The following is a 19,643-nucleotide window of genomic DNA, read 5'->3' as shown; positions in this document are numbered from 1 at the left end:
AAAACACGTGGGGCTTGCTGTGGCGAGGGAGCTTGCTCCCGCTCGACAGCGCAGCTGGAGCCGGCTTTTTGGGGGCGCTTCGCACCCCAGCGCAAGCAAGCCCGCTCCCACATTTGGTTTTGGCCCGGCTTTACACCGAGGGGTAAGGCCTACAACTGGCGGCCGGTAATCGGCTCACCGATGGTCAGGAAATTTCCGCCCGCAATGTGGTGCAAGGTACGCAACGGGTCCTGCCCTTCGAAATGCCAATGCCCCTCGCTGAACACGCGCTCGTCGGCATAGGCCGCGACCACTTCGCCCAGAAACAAGTCATAGGTCTGCTGGATGTGGGGCTCGGGCAGCAGGCGGCATTCCAGCCAGGCCACGCAGCCTTCCAGCAGCGGTGCTTCGGTGTGTTCACCCTGGAAGGTCTGCAGGCCGTAGGCGGCGAACTTGTCGAGCTCGGCGCCGTTGGTGTTGCCGACCGTCTGCACCAGGTCGGCCTGGGCCACGCACGGGACTTGCAGCACAAAGGTACCGGCGCCTTCGAGCAATTGGCGGGTCCAGGTGGACTTATCCAGCACCACCGCGACTTTGGGCGGCTCGAAATCCAGCGGCATGGCCCAGGCAGCGGCCATGATATTGCGCCGGCCCTCGTGCGCAGCGCTCACCAGCACGGTCGGCCCGTGGTTGAGCAAGCGGTAGGCCTTGGACAGCGGAACGGGGCGACGGTGGGTAGGGCTCATGGACGGTCGGCTCATCAAGCAGGAAAGAAGCCTACGATACCTGAGCCCTACGTTCAGCTCGACAGCTGATTGGCGAATTGCCCCACGGCGCTGACCACCTTCTGCGCACCGTCCTGAATCTCCACGATCACGGTGCCCGCCTCGGCCGCCAGGGCCAGGCCTTGCTCGGCCTGCAGGCGGCCGTCGGTCATCAGGGCCACGGCATCGCGGGCCATGTCCTGGTTCTGGCGCACCACGCCGACAATCTCCTCGGTGGCCTTGCTGGTACGCGAGGCCAACTGGCGAACCTCATCGGCCACCACCGCAAAACCGCGCCCCTGCTCGCCGGCGCGGGCCGCTTCGATGGCCGCGTTGAGCGCCAGCAGGTTGGTTTGTTCGGCAATGCCGCTGATGGTCTTGACGATGGTGCCGATCACCTGGGATTGGTCGTTGAGCGCCTCGATCCCTTCGCCCGCCTGTTGCATGTGCTTGGCCAGGTCACGCATCACATCCACCGCCTGGGTCACCACGGTGGTGCCGCGCTGGGCGCTGTTGTCGGTTTGCAGCGACGTGCTGTAGGCGATATTGGCGGCCTCGGCAACCGCTTGTTCCCGGTTGACCTGGTCGGTGATCACGGTGGCGAACTTGACCACTTTGTACAACCGGTCGGTGGCATCCATGACCGGGTTGTAGGTGGCTTCCAACCACACGGTGTTACCACGGCTGTCCACACGCTTGAAGCGCGCCGCCACGAACTCTCCGGCATTCAGGCGCTTCCAGAAGTGCTGGTACTCGGCGCTGTTGTACTCCTCCGGTTCGCAGAACATGCGGTGATGTTTGCCCTGGATCTGCGCCAGGCTGTAACCCATGCCGCCCAGGAAACGGTCGTTGGCGGTGAGCACGTGGCCGCCGAGGTCGAACTCGATGACAGCGGTGGAGCGCACCAGCGCAGTGATCAGGTTTTCATGCTCGCGCGATGCCTCGATGGTGCGGGTGAGGTCACTGGAGTAGATCGAGAAATGCTTGATGCGCCCATCCGAGCTGCGCACCGGCTGCACGATCGAACGCAGCCAGGCTTCCTGGCCATTGCCACGCATCAGGCGCACGGTGCCGGCGAAGTGTTCACCGCGCACCAGGGCATTCTTGAAGCGCTTTTGAAATTCGTCCTGACGCACATGCGCCGGCACGAGGTCTTCGATGGGGCGCCCCACGATGCTGCCGGATTGGTAAGCCAGTTCCTGCAGGAAATTGGCATTGGCCCACTCAACACGGCCGTCAGCATCCAGCGTCAGGCACAGCATTTCGCTTTCCAGGCTCTCCTTGACCTGCTGCAAGCTGGACAATTCTTCGCGAAGAGCCGACAGCTCCTGCTTCAAACGGGTGTTGAACATGGGGCACCGATGGGTCAAATAGGGAGGAGGATCTGACCTGCATCGGCGCTGCCGGCATTTTCTGAAGCGCTTTTTTTGCAGTACCCCACTGATTTTTTGGATCCATTAACCACCGTTATTTCGGCATACGCCCATCACCTGATATTCAAGGGTATTGAGCTTGCCGCTGGAGTCTTCATAGGTCATGCGCGACGGCACTGGATTGCACGAACGGATCGGCGGCGTGACGTTGACCACCTTGGCAATGTCCAGCTTCATGCCGTAGCGGTACGCCTGCACTTCAGGCACCGGCTTGCCGACCCGGTTGGCATAGTCGGCCATCGCTTTTTCATTGCGCTCCATCATCAAGGCAAAGGTGCGATCACCACCGCCCTCGGCTACTGCACCGAATGACAACACCACAGCCAGTACACCCAGGCCAAGTTTATAAAAGTTCATCACGTGTTCCTCGACTTAAAGTTCAGTACCGAGAATAAACAGCGAACCCTGACGACATGTTCACCAGAACATTACTTATTTGTTAGATGGAAGTTAGTTTCCAGAATTGTAATGTTTGTGCCACTTCGCCGTTATCTGCGGTTTGCAACTATCAGCCCGGGCCAGATCAATAAGAACGCCCACCTCCATAAGAAGCTGAACACTGCCACTACCGAGGAGCGCAACATGAGCACTGTGTATTACACCCTTCCCTTTTCATTGATTGCCGCATTGCCCCTGGCCGCCGTGGCCATGGAAGACAAGCCCGAAGGCTTTATCGAAGGCAGCAGCCTGAATGTGCTGGCGCGCAATTTTCACTTCAACCGCGATGACCGCAAGGGCCAGTCCAGCCCTACCGGCAATGGCTATTCCGAAGCCTGGGCGCAGGGGTTGATCGGCAAGTTCGAATCGGGCTTTACCCAAGGCACGGTGGGGTTTGGCCTGGACGCTTTTGCCCTGTACGGCCTCAAGCTCGATTCGGGCACCGGTCGCAGCGGCGGCAAGGGTTCGTTCGGCGTGTTGCCGGTGGACAGCGAAGACCATCCGGAAACCGGCTACAGCAAAGTCGGCGGCGCCGCAAAACTGCGTGTACTCGACACCGTGATCAAGGCCGGCGACGTGTTCCCAGTCACGCCGGTGGTGGCCTACGGCGACTCGCGCCTATTGCCCGAAAGCTTTCGTGGCGTGACCGCGCAAAACACCAGCGTCGAAGGCCTGAGCCTGCAAGGTGGCCGTTTGAGCGGCATGAGCCAGCCCAATGAAAGTGGCATGAACAACGGCTTTGCAACGTTCTATGCAGGCAAGGTCGACTCGCCCTGGATCGGCTATTTCGGCGGCGATTACACGGTGAACAAGCACCTCAGCCTGAGCCTGTACAGCAGCCGCCTCAAGGACGCCTGGGATCAGTATTACCTGGGGAGCGCCGCCAGCTACCCGCTGAACGAAGACGTCTCGCTGTTCGGCGACGTCAACTATTACAAGGCCGTGGATGAGGGAAAGAAGCGGCTGGGTGAATTCGACAACAGCATCTGGAGTGCCAGGGTCGGGGTGAAGGTCGGCGCCCACAGCGTGGCCGTGTCGCACCAGCGCAACAACGGTGACGACGACTTTGATTACCTGCGCCAGTCAGACTCGATCTTCCTCAACAACTCGATCCAGTACAGCGACTTCAACTCACCCAAGGAGCGTTCGTGGATGGTGCGCTACGACCTGGACATGCAGGCGTTCGGCATTCCCGGCCTGTCGTTCATGACCCGCTACGGCAAGGGCACCGGCGCCGACTACAGCAACGCCAACGCGGTGTACATGCGCCGCGACGGGGCGGGCAACCCGCTGACCGATCAACGTCGTTGGGAACGTGATATCGAAGCCAAGTACGTGGTGCAAAGTGGCAACTTGAAAGACTTGTCGCTGCGTTTGCGCCAGGCCACGGTGCGTTCCAGTGCATTCGAGTCAGACTTGGAAGAAGTGCGCGTGATTGCCGAATACCCCATGACCCTTCTCTGATTCATTACATTCGTTCGCGCTTGACTAACATCTGTTCACAAATTGCCAGTTATCAAAACTGTAATATTGGCCTCACCTTCTTGTTAAGTTGAACTTCGTAGACTGGCCTCAACTGGCAACACCGAGCACATTCATCTCTGAAGCTTTTGTGTAGCTCCTTTGGAAAGAGATGGATTTTTAGCGCCCCACTGGGGCGTTTTTTTTGGCTGTTCACTTTAGTTGCGACCGATGGTCGCAGTTGACCCTGAAGTTACTTCACGGTTCAGAGTCTGCGACTCCCCGGCAACACCCTCCATAAGGAAATGGATCCCCCTTCTCATTGCGAAAAAGGTCAATCCCCATGCGTATCCTTGTGGTTGAGGACGAGCAAAAAACCGCCGCTTACCTGCAACAAGGCCTCAGCGAAAGCGGCTATGTGGTCGACTGCGCCACCAATGGCATCGACGGCCTGCACCTGGCCGGGCAGCACGCTTACGAACTGGTGATCCTAGACGTCAACCTGCCCGGCAAGGATGGCTGGCAAGTGCTGGAACAATTGCGCCGCAACGGCACCCAGCGCGTGATGATGCTCACCGCCCGTGGCCGCCTGGACGACAAGATCAAAGGCCTGGACATGGGCGCCGACGACTACCTGGTCAAGCCCTTCGAATTTCCCGAATTGCTCGCGCGGGTGCGCACTTTATTGCGACGCAGCGAACACATCCCGCAGCCCGAAGTGTTCTGCGTGTCGGACCTGGAACTGGACCCGCGCCGCCACCGCGCCTATCGCGGTACCCGGCGCATCGACCTGACCACCAAGGAGTTCGCCCTGCTCCAGGTGTTGATGCGCCAGGCCGGTGAAGTGCTGACCCGCACACAGATCATCTCGCTGGTGTGGGACATGAATTTCGACTGCGACACCAACGTGGTGGAGGTCTCCATCAGCCGCCTGCGGGCCAAGGTGGACGACCAGAGCGAGGTCAAGCTGATCCACACCATCCGTGGCGTGGGCTACGTGTTGGAGGCGCGCCCATGAGGACCGGCAGCCTGTCGATGCGCCTGGGGCTGACCGTGAGCCTGATGGGCGCAGGCCTGGTGTTGCTGTTGGCGACCCTGGCCTACGTGGCGCTCAGCCACGAGCTGGAAAAACTCGCGCGCAAGGGCCTGGAGAGCAAGATGGAGCAGATCCAGCACAGCCTCGCCCAAGGCCTGGACACCGACGCCATTCGCGGCCGCCCGCACTCGCTGATGGACCTGGTAATCGGTCATGACAATTTCTACCTGACCATCGTCGCTACCGCGCCGGATGACCGCGTGTTGCTGAGTGTCGGAGCCAAGCCTCAGCAGCCGTTGCTGACTGACTATGCCCATCGCGACACCCTCGGTTATCTCAATTGGGAAGACAGCTACGGCAACCAAGTCCTGAGTGCCTCAAGCCTGATGCGCCTGGCCAGTGGCGAACGGGTGCGCGTGGTGTTGTCCCTGGACCGCATGGACGACCAGGCCTTGCTCAGTGCCTACCTGCGCGCCACGGTGATCGCCTTGCCGATGCTGCTGATCCTGATCGGCATGGGCGCCTGGTGGCTGGTGCAACGTGGGTTGGCGCCGTTGAAGCAATTCAGCCAGGTCGCGGCCAAGGTCACCACCCAGGACCTGACCCATCGCCTGTCCGTCGACAACTTGCCGCAGGAGCTGGGTGAGCTGGCGCAGGGTTTCAACGTGATGCTCAAGCGCCTGGACGCCGGGGTGCAGCAGCTCTCGCAATTCTCCGATGACCTCGCCCACGAACTGCGTGCGCCCCTGACCAACCTGATGGGCAAGGCCCAGGTGACGCTGTCGCGCCAGCGACCGCCTGAGGAATACAAGGCGGTGCTTGAATCCAACACCGAAGAGCTGGAGCGCCTGGCGCGCATCGTCTCCGACATGCTGTTCCTGGCCCAGGTCAGCCACCCCGCCGCACGGGCTTCGTTCACCGCCGTGTCACTGGCCGACGAAGCCCACCGGGTGATGGCATTGTTCGCCCTGAGCGCCGAGGACAAGCAGTTGACCCTGACCTTGAGCGGCGATGCCCAGGTGCAGGGCGACCGCCTGATGATCCAGCGCGCGCTTTCCAACTTGCTGTCCAATGCCATTCGCCACACGCCGCAAGGCTCAAACATTTCGCTGTTGGTGGAGGCCTATGGCAACCACGCTTCAGTGTCCGTGAGCAACCCGGGCCCGGGGATTGAAGCGCAACATTTGCCTCACCTGTTCGAGCGCTTCTACCGTGTCGACAGCAGCCGTGCACGCACCGAAGGCGGCACCGGTCTGGGACTGGCCATCGTGCGGTCGATCATGAGCCTGCATCAGGGCCAGGCTGATGTGCGCAGCCTGCCTGGAGGCTTCACGTTGTTCCGGCTGGTCTTCCCCCTGTAAATCAGCATCTTCTGTTGTGCTTCGGGTGGGAGCTGGCTTGCCTGCGATAGCATCACCGCACTGCAACGGAGACACCGAGGTGCCTGCATCGCAGGCAAGCCAGCTCCCACATTTTGTCCACAGTGTTTTCATGACTCCTCTTTGCGATGTGCCCATTGGTAGAGGGCCGGCAGCACCAGCAAGGTCAGCAAGGTGGAAGAGATGATGCCGCCGATCACCACCGTCGCCAGCGGGCGCTGCACTTCGGCGCCGGTGCCAGTGGCCAGCGCCATGGGGATGAACCCGAGGGACGCCACCAGTGCCGTCATCAGCACCGGGCGCAAGCGTGTCAACGCCCCTTCATGGATCGCCGCCGACAATGAACGCCCTTCCTCGCGCAGGTTGCGGATAAACGCAATCATCACCAGCCCGTTGAGCACCGCCACGCCGGACAACGCGATAAACCCCACCCCCGCCGAGATCGACAGCGGAATGTCCCGCAGCCACAGCGCCATGACCCCACCGGTTAACGCGAACGGAATGCCGGTGAACACCAGCAACCCATCCTTGAGGTTGTTGAACATCATGAACAGCAACCCGAACACCAGCAGCAAGGCCACCGGCACCACAATGCGCAAACGCTCGGACGCTTCTTTCAACTGTTTGAACTGGCCGCCCCAGCTGGTCCAGTAACCGGCCGGCACGTTAACTTGCGCGGTAATGGCCGCCTCGGCCTCCTCGACAAACGAGCCGATGTCACGCCCACGCACGTTGGCGCTGACGATCACCAGGCGCTTGCCGTTCTCGCGGCTGATCTGGTTGGGGCCGAGCACCAGGTCCAGGCTGGCCACCTGGGACAACGCAATAAACCCCAATTGCCCCGAGGCATTGCCGGCCAACGCCGGTACCGGGATCAACAACCGCGACAAACCATCGATGTCGGTGCGCAACGCGTCGGACAAACGCACGACCATGTCGAATCGGCGATCGCCTTCGTACAGCGTGCCGGCCTGGCGCCCGCCGACGGCGACGGCAATGGTGTCCTGCACATCGCCCACGTTCAGGCCAAAACGCGCGGCCTTGTCGCGGTCGATATTGATGGTCAGCACCGGCAAGCCGGACGTCTGCTCCACCTTCACTTCCGAGGCGCCATTGAGGGTTTGCAAGGTCTCGGCGATCTCGGCAGCCGTCTTGTTCAGCACCGCCATGTCATCACCAAATACCTTCACCGCCACATCGCTGCGCACCCCGGAAATCAGCTCGTTGAAGCGCAACTGGATCGGCTGCGACAGTTCATACGCACTGCCTGGCACAATCGCACTGGCCCGTTGGATATCGGCGATCAGGGCTTCGCGGGACTTTTTCGGGTCCGGCCATTGGTCCTTCGGCTTGAGCATCACGTAGCTGTCGGAAATGTTCGGCGGCATGGGGTCCGAGGCGATTTCCGCCGTGCCGGTGCGCGCAAACACCCGCTCGATTTCCGGCACCTGGGCCATCAAGGTTTTTTCCAGTTGCTGCTGCATCTGCACCGATTGCGTGAGGCTGGTGCCGGGTACGCGCAGGGCTTGCTGGGCGAAGTCGCCTTCGCTGAGGCTGGGGATAAACTCGCTGCCCATGCGACTGGCGACCCAGCCCGAACCCACGATGGTCAACACCGCCAACCCGAACACCAGCGGACGGCGCGCCATCACCCAGTCGAGCACCGGCGCATAGGTGCGACGTGCGGTGCGCATCACCCCGTTGTCTTCTTCCTTGACCTTACCGGTGACGAACAGCGCAATGGCCGCCGGCACGAAGGTCACCGACAAGATCATCGCGCCGAACAAGGCGATCACCACGGTGAACGCCATCGGGTGAAACATCTTCCCGGCCACGCCGGTGAGGGCGAAGATCGGCAGGTACACCACCATGATGATCAGTTGCCCGAAGATCAGCGCACGCCGCGCTTCCTTGGCGGCCGCGAACACTTCGTGCAGGCGTTCGCTGCGCGTCAGCAAGCGCCCGTGACGTTGTTGCGCATGGGCCAGGCGGCGAATGGCGTTTTCGACAATCACCACCGCGCCGTCGACGATGATGCCGAAGTCCAGCGCGCCCAGGCTCATCAGGTTGGCGCTGACTTTGTTGGTGAACATCCCGGTAAAGGTGAACAACATCGCCAGCGGAATCACCATCGCGGTGATCAGTGCCGCACGAATGTTGCCCAGGAACAGGAACAGCACCGCCACCACCAGCAGCGCGCCTTCGAAGAGGTTTTTCTTCACGGTGGCGATGGCTTTTTCCACCAGATGGGTGCGGTCGTACACGGTGACCGTCACCACGCCTTCAGGCAGCGAACGGTTGACCTCCTCAAGTTTTTTCGCCACCGCCTGGGACACCGTGCGGCTGTTTTCGCCGATCAGCATGAACACCGTGCCCAGCACCACTTCCCGGCCGTTTTCGGTGGCCGCCCCTGTGCGCAACTCACGGCCGATGTCGACCTGTGCCACATTACGCACACGAATCGGCGTGCCGTCCGAGGTGGTGATCACGATATTGGCAATGTCGTCGACGGACGCCACCTGGCCCGGTGCCCGAATCAACAACTGTTCGCCGCTGCGCTCGATATACCCGGCGCCGACGTTGGCGTTGTTACGCTCCAGCGCCGTGACCAGATCGCCCAAGGTCAGGTTGTAGGCCGCCAGGCGCTTGGGGTCGGGGGCGATCTGATACTCCTTGGCGAAACCGCCGATGGTATTGATCTCGGCCACGCCCGGCACGTTGCGCAGTTGCGGCTTGATGATCCAGTCCTGGATCACCCGCAGGTCAGTCGGGGTGTAGGGCGTGCCGTCGTCCTTGAGCGCGCCCTCCTTGGCCTCCACCGTCCACAGGAAAATTTCACCGAGGCCTGTAGAAACCGGCCCCATGGCGGTTTCGATACCGTCGGGCAACTGCTCGCGGGCCACTTGCAGGCGCTCGTTGACCAACTGGCGGGCGAAGAACAGGTCGGTGCCGTCTTTGAAAATCACCGTAACCTGGGACAGCCCGGAGCGCGACAGCGAACGGGTCTGCTGCAAGCCCGGCAGCCCGGCCATGGCGGTTTCGATGGGAAAGGTGATGCGCTGTTCGGTTTCCAGCGGCGAGTAACCGGCCGCTGCGGAGTTGATCTGCACCTGCACGTTGGTGATGTCGGGCACCGCGTCGATGGGCAACTTCTGATAGCTGGCGATGCCGACACCGGCCATCAATAGCACCGCCAGCAGCACGATGATGCGCTGCTCGATGGCAAATTGGATAAGGCGTTCAAACATGGGGAATCACTCGCAGGATCAATGGGCGTGTTCGGCCGAGCCTTTGCCCAGTTCGGACTTGAGGATGAAGCTGCCGACCGTGGCCACCTGTGCCCCGGCGTCGAGGCCCTGGCGCACTTCGACGTAGCCGTTTTCGCTGACGCCCAGCTCCAGATGGCGGGTGATAAAACCGTCCGGGGTGCGCACGAACACCGAGGGTTTGTCCTCGACGGTCTGGATCGCGGCCTGCGGCACGGCGACCTTGGCCTGGTAGGTGTCGGTGGCCACTTGTACCGACACAAACAGGCCGGGGCGCCAGGCGTCATCGGGGTTGGGCACGGTCACGCGCACGGTGGCGGTGCGGGTTTGCTCACCGAGCAGGTTGCCGACATAGGCCACGGTGCCTTGCACCTCGGTGCCCATTTCCGTGGAGCTGACGGTCACCGGTTTGCCGACACGCACCTTGTTCAAGTCCTTGGGAAACACGCCGAAGGTGACCCACACCTGAGACAGGTCCGAGAGGGTAAAGGCGTTGCTGGTTTCACTGACCACCTCGCCCACGCCCAGGTGTTTTTCCACCACGGTGCCGGCGAACGGCGCACGCAATTCATAGCGATTGCCGCCCACCAACACCGCGCTGCCGCTGAGGGCGTTCATCTTCTGGCGCGCATTGTTCAGGGCGATTTCGGCTTCCTGCTGGGCCTGGCGCGCCAGCAGGTAATCCTGCTCGGCGGAGATTTTGTCCTGCCACAACTGACGCTCACGCTGGAAGGTGGTGCGGGCCAGTTCGACCCGACGTTCGCTGGCCGCCAACTCGCTGCGTTGGTCGGAAATCTGCTGGCTGGCGATCACTGCCAGCACCTCGCCCTTCTTTACCGACTGGCCAAGATTGACCTTCACCGACTCCACCACGCCTGCCGCACGGGGCACGATGTGCGAGGTACGGTCTTCGTCGAAACGCACTTCGCCGGGCAGCGTGAGCATCGTGCTGATCGCACGGGGCTGCGCCTGAGCAAGCTGAATGCCGGCCGCCTGGATCTGCTGTTCGGTGAGTTCAAGTGCGCCTTCTTCTTCGTCGGCCTTGGCAAAACCGGACAGCATCAGGCCGAGGGCGACGGCAAGCGCCACGCCATGTTTAGGGTTCATAGAGGACTCCAGAAAATCAAAACCGGGCGAGGTCGCCGTAGATTCGTTCGATGCGCACCCAGGCGTCGGTGGCCTGGGCGGTGGCCGCGAGGTATTGGGTGCGGGCTGCGATCAAGGTGCGCTGGGCGTCGAGCACGTCGAGGAAGTTGAACTTGCCCATCTCGAAGCCACGGGTGGCACTGTCCACCGCACGTTGCGCGGCGGGCAGGATCTGCTGGTTGAACGCACGCACTTCAGTGTTCGCGGTTTGCCACAGGTCCAGGGCCTGGCGGGTTTCGGTGCGCAGGCGAAGCTCGGTGGCGTTGCGCAGGTCGCGGGCCTGGTCGGCACGACGGCTCGCCGCGAGTACGCTGCCCTGGTTGCGGTTGAACAACGGAATGGGCATCGACACGCCGATCAGGTTCACCCGCTCGCGCACACTGGCGTCGTATTGGCTACCGATGGACAGGTCGAGGTCAGGAATGCGCTGGGCTTTTTCCAGGCCGACGCTGGCTTCGCTTTGCAGGATCTGCAGTTCGGCCAGGCGCAGTTCGGTGGTGTGTTCCAGGCGTGCCAGCAACTGGGCCGAGGCGGGCAACTGCGGTGCCACTTGGGTGGGCGCCGCAACAGCCTGGAAGTCGATGGCGGCGCTGCCGGTGCTGGCGGCCAGGCGACGATAGGCGTCGGAGAGACCGACCTCGGCGCGGTTCAGCTCCAGGCGTATTTCCGACAGTTGCACCTGAGCGCGGGTGGCTTCCACCGGCGACGATTTGCCCGCTGTCACACGCCCATTGGCGACCACCAGGCCGCGCTCGGCCAGGGCCAGCGAGCGCTGCGCCAGATCAAGGCGCTCCTGGGCGCGCAGGGCGCTGTAATAGCTGTCGATCACCTCGGCGCGCAAGCCGTTGCGCCGCTGCTCCAGGGTCAGCGCCGCCGCGTCCTGGGCCCGGGTCGCCACGTCGATACGCGCGCCACGCTTGCCGCCCAGTTCCAGGGTCTGGCTGAGCTTGAGGGTGGTGGTGCGGGTGTCGCGGCGGGTGTCTTCGGCATCCAGCGAAACCACCGGGTTGGGGATCAACCCCGCTTGCTGGCGACCGCCCCTGGCGATGTCGATTTCCCATTGCGCAGCCGCCAGGTCCGGGTTGTTGGCGAAGGCGGTTTGCAGGGCCGAGTCGAGGGTGAGGGTTTGTGCCTGGACGGCACTGGCGGCTGCCCACAAGGCCGCCGCCCCCAACAGTGTTCTAAGCAAAAGTGCCATAACGAGAGTTCCACGCCCATGAAATTGCTGAGGTTTCCCAGCGGGGGCACTGTAGCGTTCGGCACTTATCGCGGCGGTGGAGGAAAGATTACAAATCCGTCAGGCATGCACCTCGTCATGCTCATCGTGCTGGAACCCTTCGCCCTCGACCTGAATGGTGGCGTGGGAAATATCGAATTGTTCGTGCAGCAACTCCGTCACTCGACTGAGGATCTGTTGCTCGGAGCCTTGGGACGCATCGGCGACCAGGTGCGTGCTCAGCACATTCTTGCCGCTGGTCAGGGCCCAGATGTGCAAGTCGTGCACGTCCTTGACCCCCGGCACACTGCGAATGCGCTGCTCGACCTGATCGATATCCACGCCATCGGGCACACCTTGCAGCAGCACGTTCATGCTTTCCTTGAGCAACGTCCAGGTGCGTGGCAGCACCCAGAAACCAATGGCCGCCGCCACCAGAGAATCGACCCAGCCCCAACCGGTGAGCATGATCACCACCGCCGCGATGATCACGCCGATGGAGCCGAGCATGTCGCTCCACACCTCCAGGTAGGCGCCCTTGACGTTGAGGCTCTCGCCACTGGCAGCGCTGAGCAGGCGCATGGAGATCAGGTTGACGATCAGCCCCAGCACCGCAATCACCAGCATGCCGGTGGACTGGATCTCAGCCGGCGCCTGCAGCCGCTGGTAGGCCTCATACAGGATGTAGAACGCCACGGCGAACAGCAGCAACGCATTGAACGCCGCCGCCAGGATCTCGAAGCGCGCATAGCCGAAGGTGCGCTTGCGGTCGGCCGGGCGCTTGGCGACCTGGATGGCCACCAGGGAAATCGCCAGGGCCAGGGCGTCGGTCATCATGTGCGCCGCGTCGGACAACAGCGCCAGGCTGCCGGTGACGAAGGCACCGATCACTTCAGCGATCATGAAGCTGCCCGTCAGGCACAGGGCCATCCATAACTTGCGCTCGTGGCCGGCGCGTACCTGGGCGTGGTTGTGTCCTGCGCTCATGAAGCGGTACTCCTGATTCGTTATGTAGGCGCCGGCTTGCCGGCGATAACGGTTTTGGGGATTGCGTCGACCTTGCGGGCGGCATCGCCGGCAAGCCGGCTCCTACAAAGATAGAGTCCTGACGCCAAAAAGTGGCATGCCTTGCGGATTTGTCATCGACGCGCCAGCTCGGCGTTATTTTTGCCGCACCAAAATCGCACACGGGCGCTCTGCCACGGTTCTATCAGGTATGCTTTTCGTGCAGGAAACAAAAAGAAACAAATTAGCCAACCTGTTCGATAAGGAGTCCCGTTTTGGAGTTATCGACTGCCGCGTGGATGGTTCACGACACCCGCCTCATGTTTTGTGTACTGCTGGCCATTGCCAGCATCATCGTACTGATCAGCGCGACCAAGTTGCCGCCGTTCCTGTCGATCCTGATTGGCACCTTCATCGCCGGTGTCGGCGCCGGGCTGCCACCGGAAGAAGTCGCCAAGGCGTTCAGCAAGGGTGCCGGCGCGATCCTGGGTGAAGCCGGCATCATCATTGCCCTGGGCTCGATGCTCGGCGCCCTGATGGCAGAGTCCGGCGCCGCCGACCGCATCGCCACCACCCTGCTCGGCCTGGGCAAGGGCAAGTCATTGCCCTGGGTCATGGCGCTAGTGGCCATGGTGATCGGCTTGCCGCTGTTCTTCGAAGTCGGCCTGGTGATGATGGTGCCGATCATCTTCGTGATGGCTAAGCGATCGAACCTGCCGCTGCTGAAAATCGCCATCCCGGCGCTGGCCGGCATGACCACCCTGCACGCCCTGATGCCGCCGCACCCGGGCCCGCTGATTGCGGTGGGTGCGCTACATGCCGATTTGGGCCTGACCATGCTGCTGGGTTTCTGCCTGGCGGTGCCGGCGGTGATCCTGGCCGGCCCGATCTACGGCAACTGGTTGTCCAAGCGCCTGCATGTGGATGAACCCGCCGACATCGGCGCACTGTTCAGCGCACCGCCTAAAGCGCCGCGCCAGCCAAGCTTCGGCGTGTCGTTGCTGATTATTTTGTTGCCGGTGATCCTGATGCTCGGCAGCACCCTGGCCAAGGTCGCCATGTCACCGGAAAGCCCGGTGGCGCTGACCTTGAAGTTCCTCGGTGAACCGCTGATCGCCCTCGGCCTGGCCGTAATCGCCGCCGTGATCTGCCTGGGCTGGGCTGCCGGCATGCCGCGTGCCGAAGTCGGCAACACCCTGCGCAAGGCCCTCGCGCCAATCGCCGTGCTGCTGCTGACCATCGGCGCCGGTGGCGGCCTCAAGCAAACCTTGCTGGACGCGGGCGTCAGCCAGACCATCAGTAAAGTCGCCGAAGGCGCGCACATGCCGTACCTGCTGCTGGCCTGGCTGATCGCCGTGGCCTTGCGCCAGGCCACCGGCTCGGCCACCGTCGCCACCACCACGACGGCGGGCATCCTCGCGCCGATGATGGCGGGGCTGGCGGCGACGCAAAGCTCACTGGTGGCCCTGGCGATTGGCGCCGGCTCGGTGTTCTTCTGCCACGTCAACGACGCCGGGTTCTGGATGGTGCGCGAGTATTTCGGCCTGCAGTTAAAGCAGACGATCTGGGTGTGGTCGGTGTTGCAGACCATCGTTTCAGTCGTCGGCTTGATCGGTACGTTGTTGCTCTGGCATTTCTTGACCTGAGTCCTAGGCGGCCAAGGTGTGGCGCTTGCCAAACAGCGCCACACTCACCACGCCCACCGCCCCCATCACCACGCAATAGCCCACGCAGATCCACGGGCTGGTTGGCATCAGCGCGATCAGCAGCAGCGGCGTGGTGCTCGCCCACAGCGCGTAGGCAATGTTGTAGGTGAAGGAAATGCCCGACACCCGCACCTGCGCCGGGAACAGGCCGACCATCACCGACGGCACCGCGCCCACCACCCCGCAACTCAAGCCCGCCACGGCATACGCCGCGCCCAGCCAGACGCCACCGGCGATGAGGCTGGCGTACAACACGGCAATCCCCACCGGTAGCAGCAGGCTGTAGACCAGCACCGCGCGCCAGGCGCCGATGCGGTCCACCAGCAGGCCGGCGAGCACGCAGCCGATGTTCAGGAACACGATGCCCAAGGCGCTCAAGGCGAAGGTGTGGCTGGGGCTCATGCCGAAGGTTTTCTGCATCATGGTCGGGGTGATGACCACCAGCACCACCACGGCGGAGGTGAGCACACAGGTGAGGATCATTGCCGGCAGCAGCACGGCGCGGTGGTCGCGCAATACGGTGCGCAACGGCAGTTCGGCGGCGGCCTGGCGGCGGGCCTGCATGTCGAGGAACACCGGGGTTTCGCTGAGCCAGCGGCGCAGCCACACGCCGATCACGCCGAACACGCCGCCGAGCAGGAAGGGGAAGCGCCAGGCATAGTCGAGGATTTCGGCCGGGGTGAAAACTTGCGCCAGCAGCGTGGCGGTCAGTGCGCCGAGCAGGTAGCCAAAGGTCAGGCCGGCTTGCAGGAAGCCCAGGGCGTAGCCGCGATGGTTTCTCGGCGCGTGTTCGGCGACGAAGGTCCAGGCGCTCGGCACTTCACCGCCCACGGCGGCCCCTTGCAGCACACGCAACGCCAGCAGGATCAATGGGGCGAAATAGCCGATTTGCGCGTAGGTTGGCATGACGCCAATCAGCAGGCAGGGCAGCGCCATCATCAGGATACTCAGGCTGAACACCCGTTTGCGCCCCAGGTGATCGGCGAAATGCGCCATCAGGATGCCGCCCAGCGGCCGCGCCAGATAGCCGGTGACGAAGATGCCGAAGCTTTGCAGCAGGCGCAGCCACTCGGGCATTTCCGGCGGGAAGAACAGTTGGCTGAGGGTCAGCGCGAAGAACACGAAGATGATGAAGTCGTAGATTTCCAGGGCCCCGCCCAGGGCGGCCAGGCCCAGGGTTTTGTAGTCGGAGCGGGAAAAACGCTGCGCCCGTGGGAAAGAGGTGGCAGTCATGACAAGGCTCGGCAGACAAACAAAATGGCGTGCAGGTTATGAGCTGGGCCGAGTGATGGCAATCACGACAGATATATTTGTTTTCCTCATTGATCGATGAAGATAACTGCATTCCCATATCAATGGCCGTAGCGGAACATGCCGTAAAACTGCCAACACCCATAATAAATACAAGAGGAATGACTCGTGGCCGATGCTATCGAAGAAAGCCGCTATGCCCGATTTGCCCTGCGTTGCTCCAACTTTGCCGAGCGCTGGTTTCCAGATTCCTGGGTGTTCGCCGCCCTCGCCGTGATTATTGTCGCCGTGGCGACCCTGGGCATGGGCGCTGCGCCGGCCGAAGCCGCCAAGGCATTTGGCGACGGGTTCTGGAGCCTGATCCCGTTCACCATGCAGATGGCCTTTGTGGTGATCGGCGGTTACGTGGTCGCCAGCTCCCCGCCTGCGGTGAAGCTGATCGACCGCCTGGCGCGCATCCCCAAGAACGGCCGCTCGGCCGTGGCGTGGGTGGCGTTGATCTCCATGGTTGCGTCCCTGCTGAACTGGGGCCTGTCCCTGGTGTTTGGTGGTTTGCTGGTGCGTGCGCTGGCCCGTCGCACCGATTTGCGCATGGATTACCGTGCAGCGGGTGCCGCTGCCTACTTGGGTCTTGGTGCGGTTTGGGCCTTGGGACTGTCGTCGTCAGCCGCGCAACTGCAGGCCAACCCGGCCAGCCTGCCACCGTCGATTTTATCGATTACCGGGGTGATCCCGTTCACCGACACCATCTTCCTGTGGCAATCGGGCGTGCTGCTGTTGGCACTCATCGTGGTCTCGCTGATCATCGCCTACGCCACCGCACCGGGGCCGAACAGCGCCCGTGATGCCAAGGCCTGCGGCGTCGACCCGGCGTTCAATCTGCCCAAGGTACAAGCGCCTACCCGCCCTGGCGAATGGCTGGAACACAGCCCGTTGCTGACCATCCTGCTGGCGTTGCTGGCGGCAGGTTGGTTGTTCCACGAGTTTTCGACCAAGCCGGCGATCAGCGCCATCTCGGGGCTCAACACCTACAACTTCCTGTTCATCATGGTCGGTGCGCTGCTGCACTGGCGCCCGCGCAGCTTCCTTGATGCCGTGGCGCGTGCGGTGCCGACCACCACGGGCGTGCTGATCCAGTTCCCGCTGTATGGCTCGATTGCGGCGCTGATGACCGTGGTCAAGGGCGGCGACGGCCAGACCCTGGCGCACCATATCTCGCTGTTCTTCACGTCCATCGCCTCCCACGACACCTATGCCTTGTTGATGGGCGTGTACTCGGCAGTGCTCGGCTTCTTTATCCCGTCGGGTGGCGGCAAGTGGATCATCGAAGCGCCTTACGTGATGCAGGTGGCCAATGACCTGCAATACCACTTGGGCTGGGCGGTGCAGATCTACAACGCTGCCGAGGCGCTGCCGAACCTGATCAACCCGTTCTATATGTTGCCGCTGCTGGGCGTGCTGGGGTTGAAGGCGCGAGACCTGATCGGGTTCTCGTTTGTGCAGTTGCTGGTGCACACGCCGTTGGTGCTGTTCCTCTTGTGGGCACTCGGCACCACCTTGAAGTATTTGCCGCCCGTCATGCCATAACTCCCTTGTAGTGAGCGGGCTTGCCCCGCGCGACGGCGTGTCAGGCGCATTGTGCTTATCTGATACACCGCCGCGCGGGGCGAGCCCGCTCACTACAAAGGGCGGGTGTTCGAATCGTTGTCTTCTTTCCGTCACATTGCGTTGTTACCGTCCTGCGAAATATCTTGCAACATCTCGCCAGCAAGGACTCCCAGCAATGAGTGATGAGCACGAAGACCGCCCTTCCCCCGATTCCGCAGACCCGGCGCCGGTTGACACCAGCCGCCGGCGTTTCCTGGGAGGCGCGGCAGTGCTGGGGGTCGGCGCCACCTTGAGTGCGTGCGGCAACACCAGCGAAGCACCGGGCAAGCCGGTGGCGCGACCGCTCACCCCGCAAGAGCTGGACAAGGCCCTGCACGACCAGGTGAAAACCGTAGTGGTGATCTACGCCGAGAACCGCAGTTTCAACAACCTGTTTGCTGACTTCCCCGGTGTCGAGAAGCCTCTGTCCGCCCTTTCTGCGGCCGACGTGCAACAACGCGACCGCGACGGCAGCCTGCTGACCACCCTGCCTCCGGCCTGGGGCGGTGTGCTGCAAGTCGGCCCGCAAAGCGTGGACGGGGTGACCTACCCCAGCGAAGTGCAATTCCAGGAAAACCTGCCCAACGCGCCCTTCGCCCTCAAGGGCCCGAACGCCGAAGACCTGCCTTTGAGCCTGGTGACCCGCGACCTGTGGCACGTGTTCTATCAGAACCAGATGCAGATCAACGGCGGCAAGAACGACAACTTTGTCGCCTGGGCCGACTCCGGTGGCCTGGTGATGGGGTATTACGCCCAGAGTCGTTATTCCCTGCGCCTGTGGGATGTGGCCAAGGAATTTGTGCTCTGCGATAACTTCTTCCAGGGCGCGTTTGGTGGCTCGTTCCTCAACCACCAGTATCTGATCAGCGCCACGGCACCGTTTTACCCGAATGCCGCGCAATCGGTGGCCAAGGCCCAGATCGCCACGCTGCAAAGTGATGACCCCACCGATCCGCGTCTCAAGCCTCTGGACAAATCCCCGGCCAGCGCTATGACCGGCCCGCCGCAGTTCGGCCCCAGCGCGCTGACCCCGGACGGCTACGGCGTGAACACCCTGGCCCCGCCCTACTGGCCGACCTGGATCCGCGACCCGGAAAACCCGGATTATTCCAAACCCGATCTGCCCAACGTGCTGGTGCCGCAAACCCACGAGCACATCGGCGACAAGCTGTCGAAAAAGAACGTCGACTGGGCGTGGTATGCAGGAGCCTGGCAGGCCACGCTGGACCAGTTCAAGGACTCGGGCGGTATCCCCAAGATCCCGAACTTCCAGTACCACCACCAGCCGTTCAACTACTTCAAGAAACAAGGGCCGGAAAATCGCGCCGAGCGAGACAAACGCCTGCGCGACGGTGGTTTGGGCGATGAGTCGAGCACCAACACGTTCTTCGCCGATGCCCAGGCCGGCAAGCTGCCCGCCGTCACGTTCTACAAGCCCCAAGGCAACCTGAACATGCACGCAGGCTATGCCGACGTAGCCTCGGGCGACCGCCATATCGCCCGTGCCTTGAAGGTGCTGCAGGAAAGCCCGCAGTGGAAAAACATGGTGGTGGTAGTGACCGTCGATGAAAACGGCGGCTGGTGGGACCATGTGGCACCGCCAAAAGGCGACCGATGGGGCCCGGGTACGCGGATTCCGGCACTGGTGGTGTCGCCATTTGCACGCAAGGGTACGGTGGACCACACGGTTTACGACACGGCGTCGATCCTGCGCCTGATCACCCGTGTGTTCCAACTGGAGACGTTGGACGGCCTCAAGCAGCGTGACGACGCCATGACCGCCCGTGGCCAGAAACCGATGGGCGATCTGACCAACGCGTTGCAGTTCACCCTGTAGGTTTTCTTATCCAATAGCGACACACCTGGCGATTTAGCACGCGATTTTCCTGGTCAACCGCTACTGTGTGCACGTGGGC

General features: G+C 62.4%; 13 protein-coding genes and 2 pseudogenes. 6 read left to right on the top strand and 9 right to left on the bottom strand.

Annotation, left to right across the window (positions count from 1 at the left end; genetic code table 11):
- Positions 1-149: 149 nt before the first annotated feature.
- The 4 genes and pseudogenes from ACVWVP_RS03795 to ACVWVP_RS03780 form a co-directional block, all read right to left on the bottom strand.
- Positions 150-725, bottom strand: a complete 576-nt coding sequence (locus ACVWVP_RS03795) for a flavin reductase family protein (RefSeq protein ID WP_457404502.1) — start codon at positions 723-725, stop codon at positions 150-152.
- Positions 726-778: 53 nt separating this feature from the next.
- Positions 779-1,210, bottom strand: a pseudogene (locus ACVWVP_RS03790) (methyl-accepting chemotaxis protein); the annotation flags it as partial.
- Between the two features lie 108 nt (positions 1,211-1,318).
- A pseudogene (locus ACVWVP_RS03785) lies at positions 1,319-2,005 on the bottom strand (PAS domain-containing protein); the annotation flags it as partial.
- Positions 2,006-2,200: 195 nt separating this feature from the next.
- Positions 2,201-2,533: a DUF2790 domain-containing protein gene (locus ACVWVP_RS03780; protein WP_457404501.1), complete on the bottom strand. Its 333-nt coding sequence runs from the start codon at positions 2,531-2,533 to the stop codon at positions 2,201-2,203.
- Between the two features lie 225 nt (positions 2,534-2,758).
- On the opposite strand from ACVWVP_RS03780, the gene ACVWVP_RS03775 reads away from it, so the two are divergent.
- The 3 genes from ACVWVP_RS03775 to ACVWVP_RS03765 all read left to right on the top strand — a co-directional run bounded on the left by ACVWVP_RS03775 (position 2,759) and on the right by ACVWVP_RS03765 (position 6,472).
- Positions 2,759-4,078 (top strand): OprD family porin, encoded by a 1,320-nt coding sequence (locus ACVWVP_RS03775; protein WP_457404500.1) that lies wholly within the window; start codon positions 2,759-2,761, stop codon positions 4,076-4,078.
- Positions 4,079-4,418: 340 nt separating this feature from the next.
- On the top strand, positions 4,419-5,093 hold the full coding sequence (locus ACVWVP_RS03770) for a heavy metal response regulator transcription factor (protein ID WP_178919263.1): 675 nt from the start codon (positions 4,419-4,421) through the stop codon (positions 5,091-5,093).
- On the top strand, positions 5,090-6,472 hold the full coding sequence (locus ACVWVP_RS03765) for a heavy metal sensor histidine kinase (RefSeq protein ID WP_259172012.1): 1,383 nt from the start codon (positions 5,090-5,092) through the stop codon (positions 6,470-6,472). The genes ACVWVP_RS03770 and ACVWVP_RS03765 overlap by 4 nt, the downstream gene beginning before the upstream one ends.
- Positions 6,473-6,600: 128 nt before the next feature.
- Here ACVWVP_RS03765 and ACVWVP_RS03760 read toward each other — a convergent pair whose 3' ends face one another.
- The 4 genes from ACVWVP_RS03760 to ACVWVP_RS03745 all read right to left on the bottom strand — a co-directional run bounded on the left by ACVWVP_RS03760 (position 6,601) and on the right by ACVWVP_RS03745 (position 13,105).
- Positions 6,601-9,738, bottom strand: coding sequence for a CusA/CzcA family heavy metal efflux RND transporter (locus ACVWVP_RS03760; protein ID WP_457404499.1), 3,138 nt, complete (start codon positions 9,736-9,738; stop codon positions 6,601-6,603).
- 18 nt (positions 9,739-9,756) lie between these two features.
- Positions 9,757-10,863, bottom strand: coding sequence for an efflux RND transporter periplasmic adaptor subunit (locus ACVWVP_RS03755; RefSeq protein ID WP_457404498.1), 1,107 nt, complete (start codon positions 10,861-10,863; stop codon positions 9,757-9,759).
- A 16-nt stretch (positions 10,864-10,879) separates the two neighbouring features.
- Positions 10,880-12,100, bottom strand: a complete 1,221-nt coding sequence (locus ACVWVP_RS03750; protein ID WP_457404497.1) for a TolC family protein — start codon at positions 12,098-12,100, stop codon at positions 10,880-10,882.
- Positions 12,101-12,199: 99 nt separating this feature from the next.
- On the bottom strand, positions 12,200-13,105 hold the full coding sequence (locus ACVWVP_RS03745; RefSeq protein ID WP_178919270.1) for a cation diffusion facilitator family transporter: 906 nt from the start codon (positions 13,103-13,105) through the stop codon (positions 12,200-12,202).
- A 293-nt stretch (positions 13,106-13,398) separates the two neighbouring features.
- Here ACVWVP_RS03745 and ACVWVP_RS03740 point away from each other — a divergent pair, with 293 nt between their 5' ends.
- Positions 13,399-14,769: a GntT/GntP/DsdX family permease gene (locus ACVWVP_RS03740; protein ID WP_176995235.1), complete on the top strand. Its 1,371-nt coding sequence runs from the start codon at positions 13,399-13,401 to the stop codon at positions 14,767-14,769.
- Between the two features lie 3 nt (positions 14,770-14,772).
- Here ACVWVP_RS03740 and ACVWVP_RS03735 read toward each other — a convergent pair whose 3' ends face one another.
- Positions 14,773-16,062: an MFS transporter gene (locus ACVWVP_RS03735; RefSeq protein WP_259172016.1), complete on the bottom strand. Its 1,290-nt coding sequence runs from the start codon at positions 16,060-16,062 to the stop codon at positions 14,773-14,775.
- 186 nt (positions 16,063-16,248) lie between these two features.
- On the opposite strand from ACVWVP_RS03735, the gene ACVWVP_RS03730 reads away from it, so the two are divergent.
- On the top strand, positions 16,249-17,667 hold the full coding sequence (locus tag ACVWVP_RS03730; RefSeq protein WP_259172017.1) for a short-chain fatty acid transporter: 1,419 nt from the start codon (positions 16,249-16,251) through the stop codon (positions 17,665-17,667).
- Between the two features lie 196 nt (positions 17,668-17,863).
- Positions 17,864-19,564: an acid phosphatase gene (gene acpA / locus ACVWVP_RS03725; RefSeq protein WP_457404496.1), complete on the top strand. Its 1,701-nt coding sequence runs from the start codon at positions 17,864-17,866 to the stop codon at positions 19,562-19,564.
- Positions 19,565-19,643: the final 79 nt, after the last annotated feature.

It is taken from the genome of Pseudomonas sp. TE24901 (assembly GCF_054058375.1).
This window is presented reverse-complemented; position numbering and strand designations above follow the sequence as displayed.

What these genes read in the sequence shown, in the direction of transcription:
- ACVWVP_RS03795 (WP_457404502.1), bottom strand. Translation starts at nt 725, where the DNA reads ATGAGCCCTACCCACCGTCGCCCCGTTCCGCTGTCCAAGGCCTACCGC.
- ACVWVP_RS03780 (WP_457404501.1), bottom strand. Translation starts at nt 2,533, where the DNA reads ATGAACTTTTATAAACTTGGCCTGGGTGTACTGGCTGTGGTGTTGTCA.
- ACVWVP_RS03775 (WP_457404500.1), top strand. Translation starts at nt 2,759, where the DNA reads ATGAGCACTGTGTATTACACCCTTCCCTTTTCATTGATTGCCGCATTG.
- ACVWVP_RS03770 (WP_178919263.1), top strand. Translation starts at nt 4,419, where the DNA reads ATGCGTATCCTTGTGGTTGAGGACGAGCAAAAAACCGCCGCTTACCTG.
- ACVWVP_RS03765 (WP_259172012.1), top strand. Translation starts at nt 5,090, where the DNA reads ATGAGGACCGGCAGCCTGTCGATGCGCCTGGGGCTGACCGTGAGCCTG.
- ACVWVP_RS03760 (WP_457404499.1), bottom strand. Translation starts at nt 9,738, where the DNA reads ATGTTTGAACGCCTTATCCAATTTGCCATCGAGCAGCGCATCATCGTG.
- ACVWVP_RS03755 (WP_457404498.1), bottom strand. Translation starts at nt 10,863, where the DNA reads ATGAACCCTAAACATGGCGTGGCGCTTGCCGTCGCCCTCGGCCTGATG.
- ACVWVP_RS03750 (WP_457404497.1), bottom strand. Translation starts at nt 12,100, where the DNA reads ATGGCACTTTTGCTTAGAACACTGTTGGGGGCGGCGGCCTTGTGGGCA.
- ACVWVP_RS03745 (WP_178919270.1), bottom strand. Translation starts at nt 13,105, where the DNA reads ATGAGCGCAGGACACAACCACGCCCAGGTACGCGCCGGCCACGAGCGC.
- ACVWVP_RS03735 (WP_259172016.1), bottom strand. Translation starts at nt 16,062, where the DNA reads ATGACTGCCACCTCTTTCCCACGGGCGCAGCGTTTTTCCCGCTCCGAC.
- acpA (WP_457404496.1), top strand. Translation starts at nt 17,864, where the DNA reads ATGAGTGATGAGCACGAAGACCGCCCTTCCCCCGATTCCGCAGACCCG.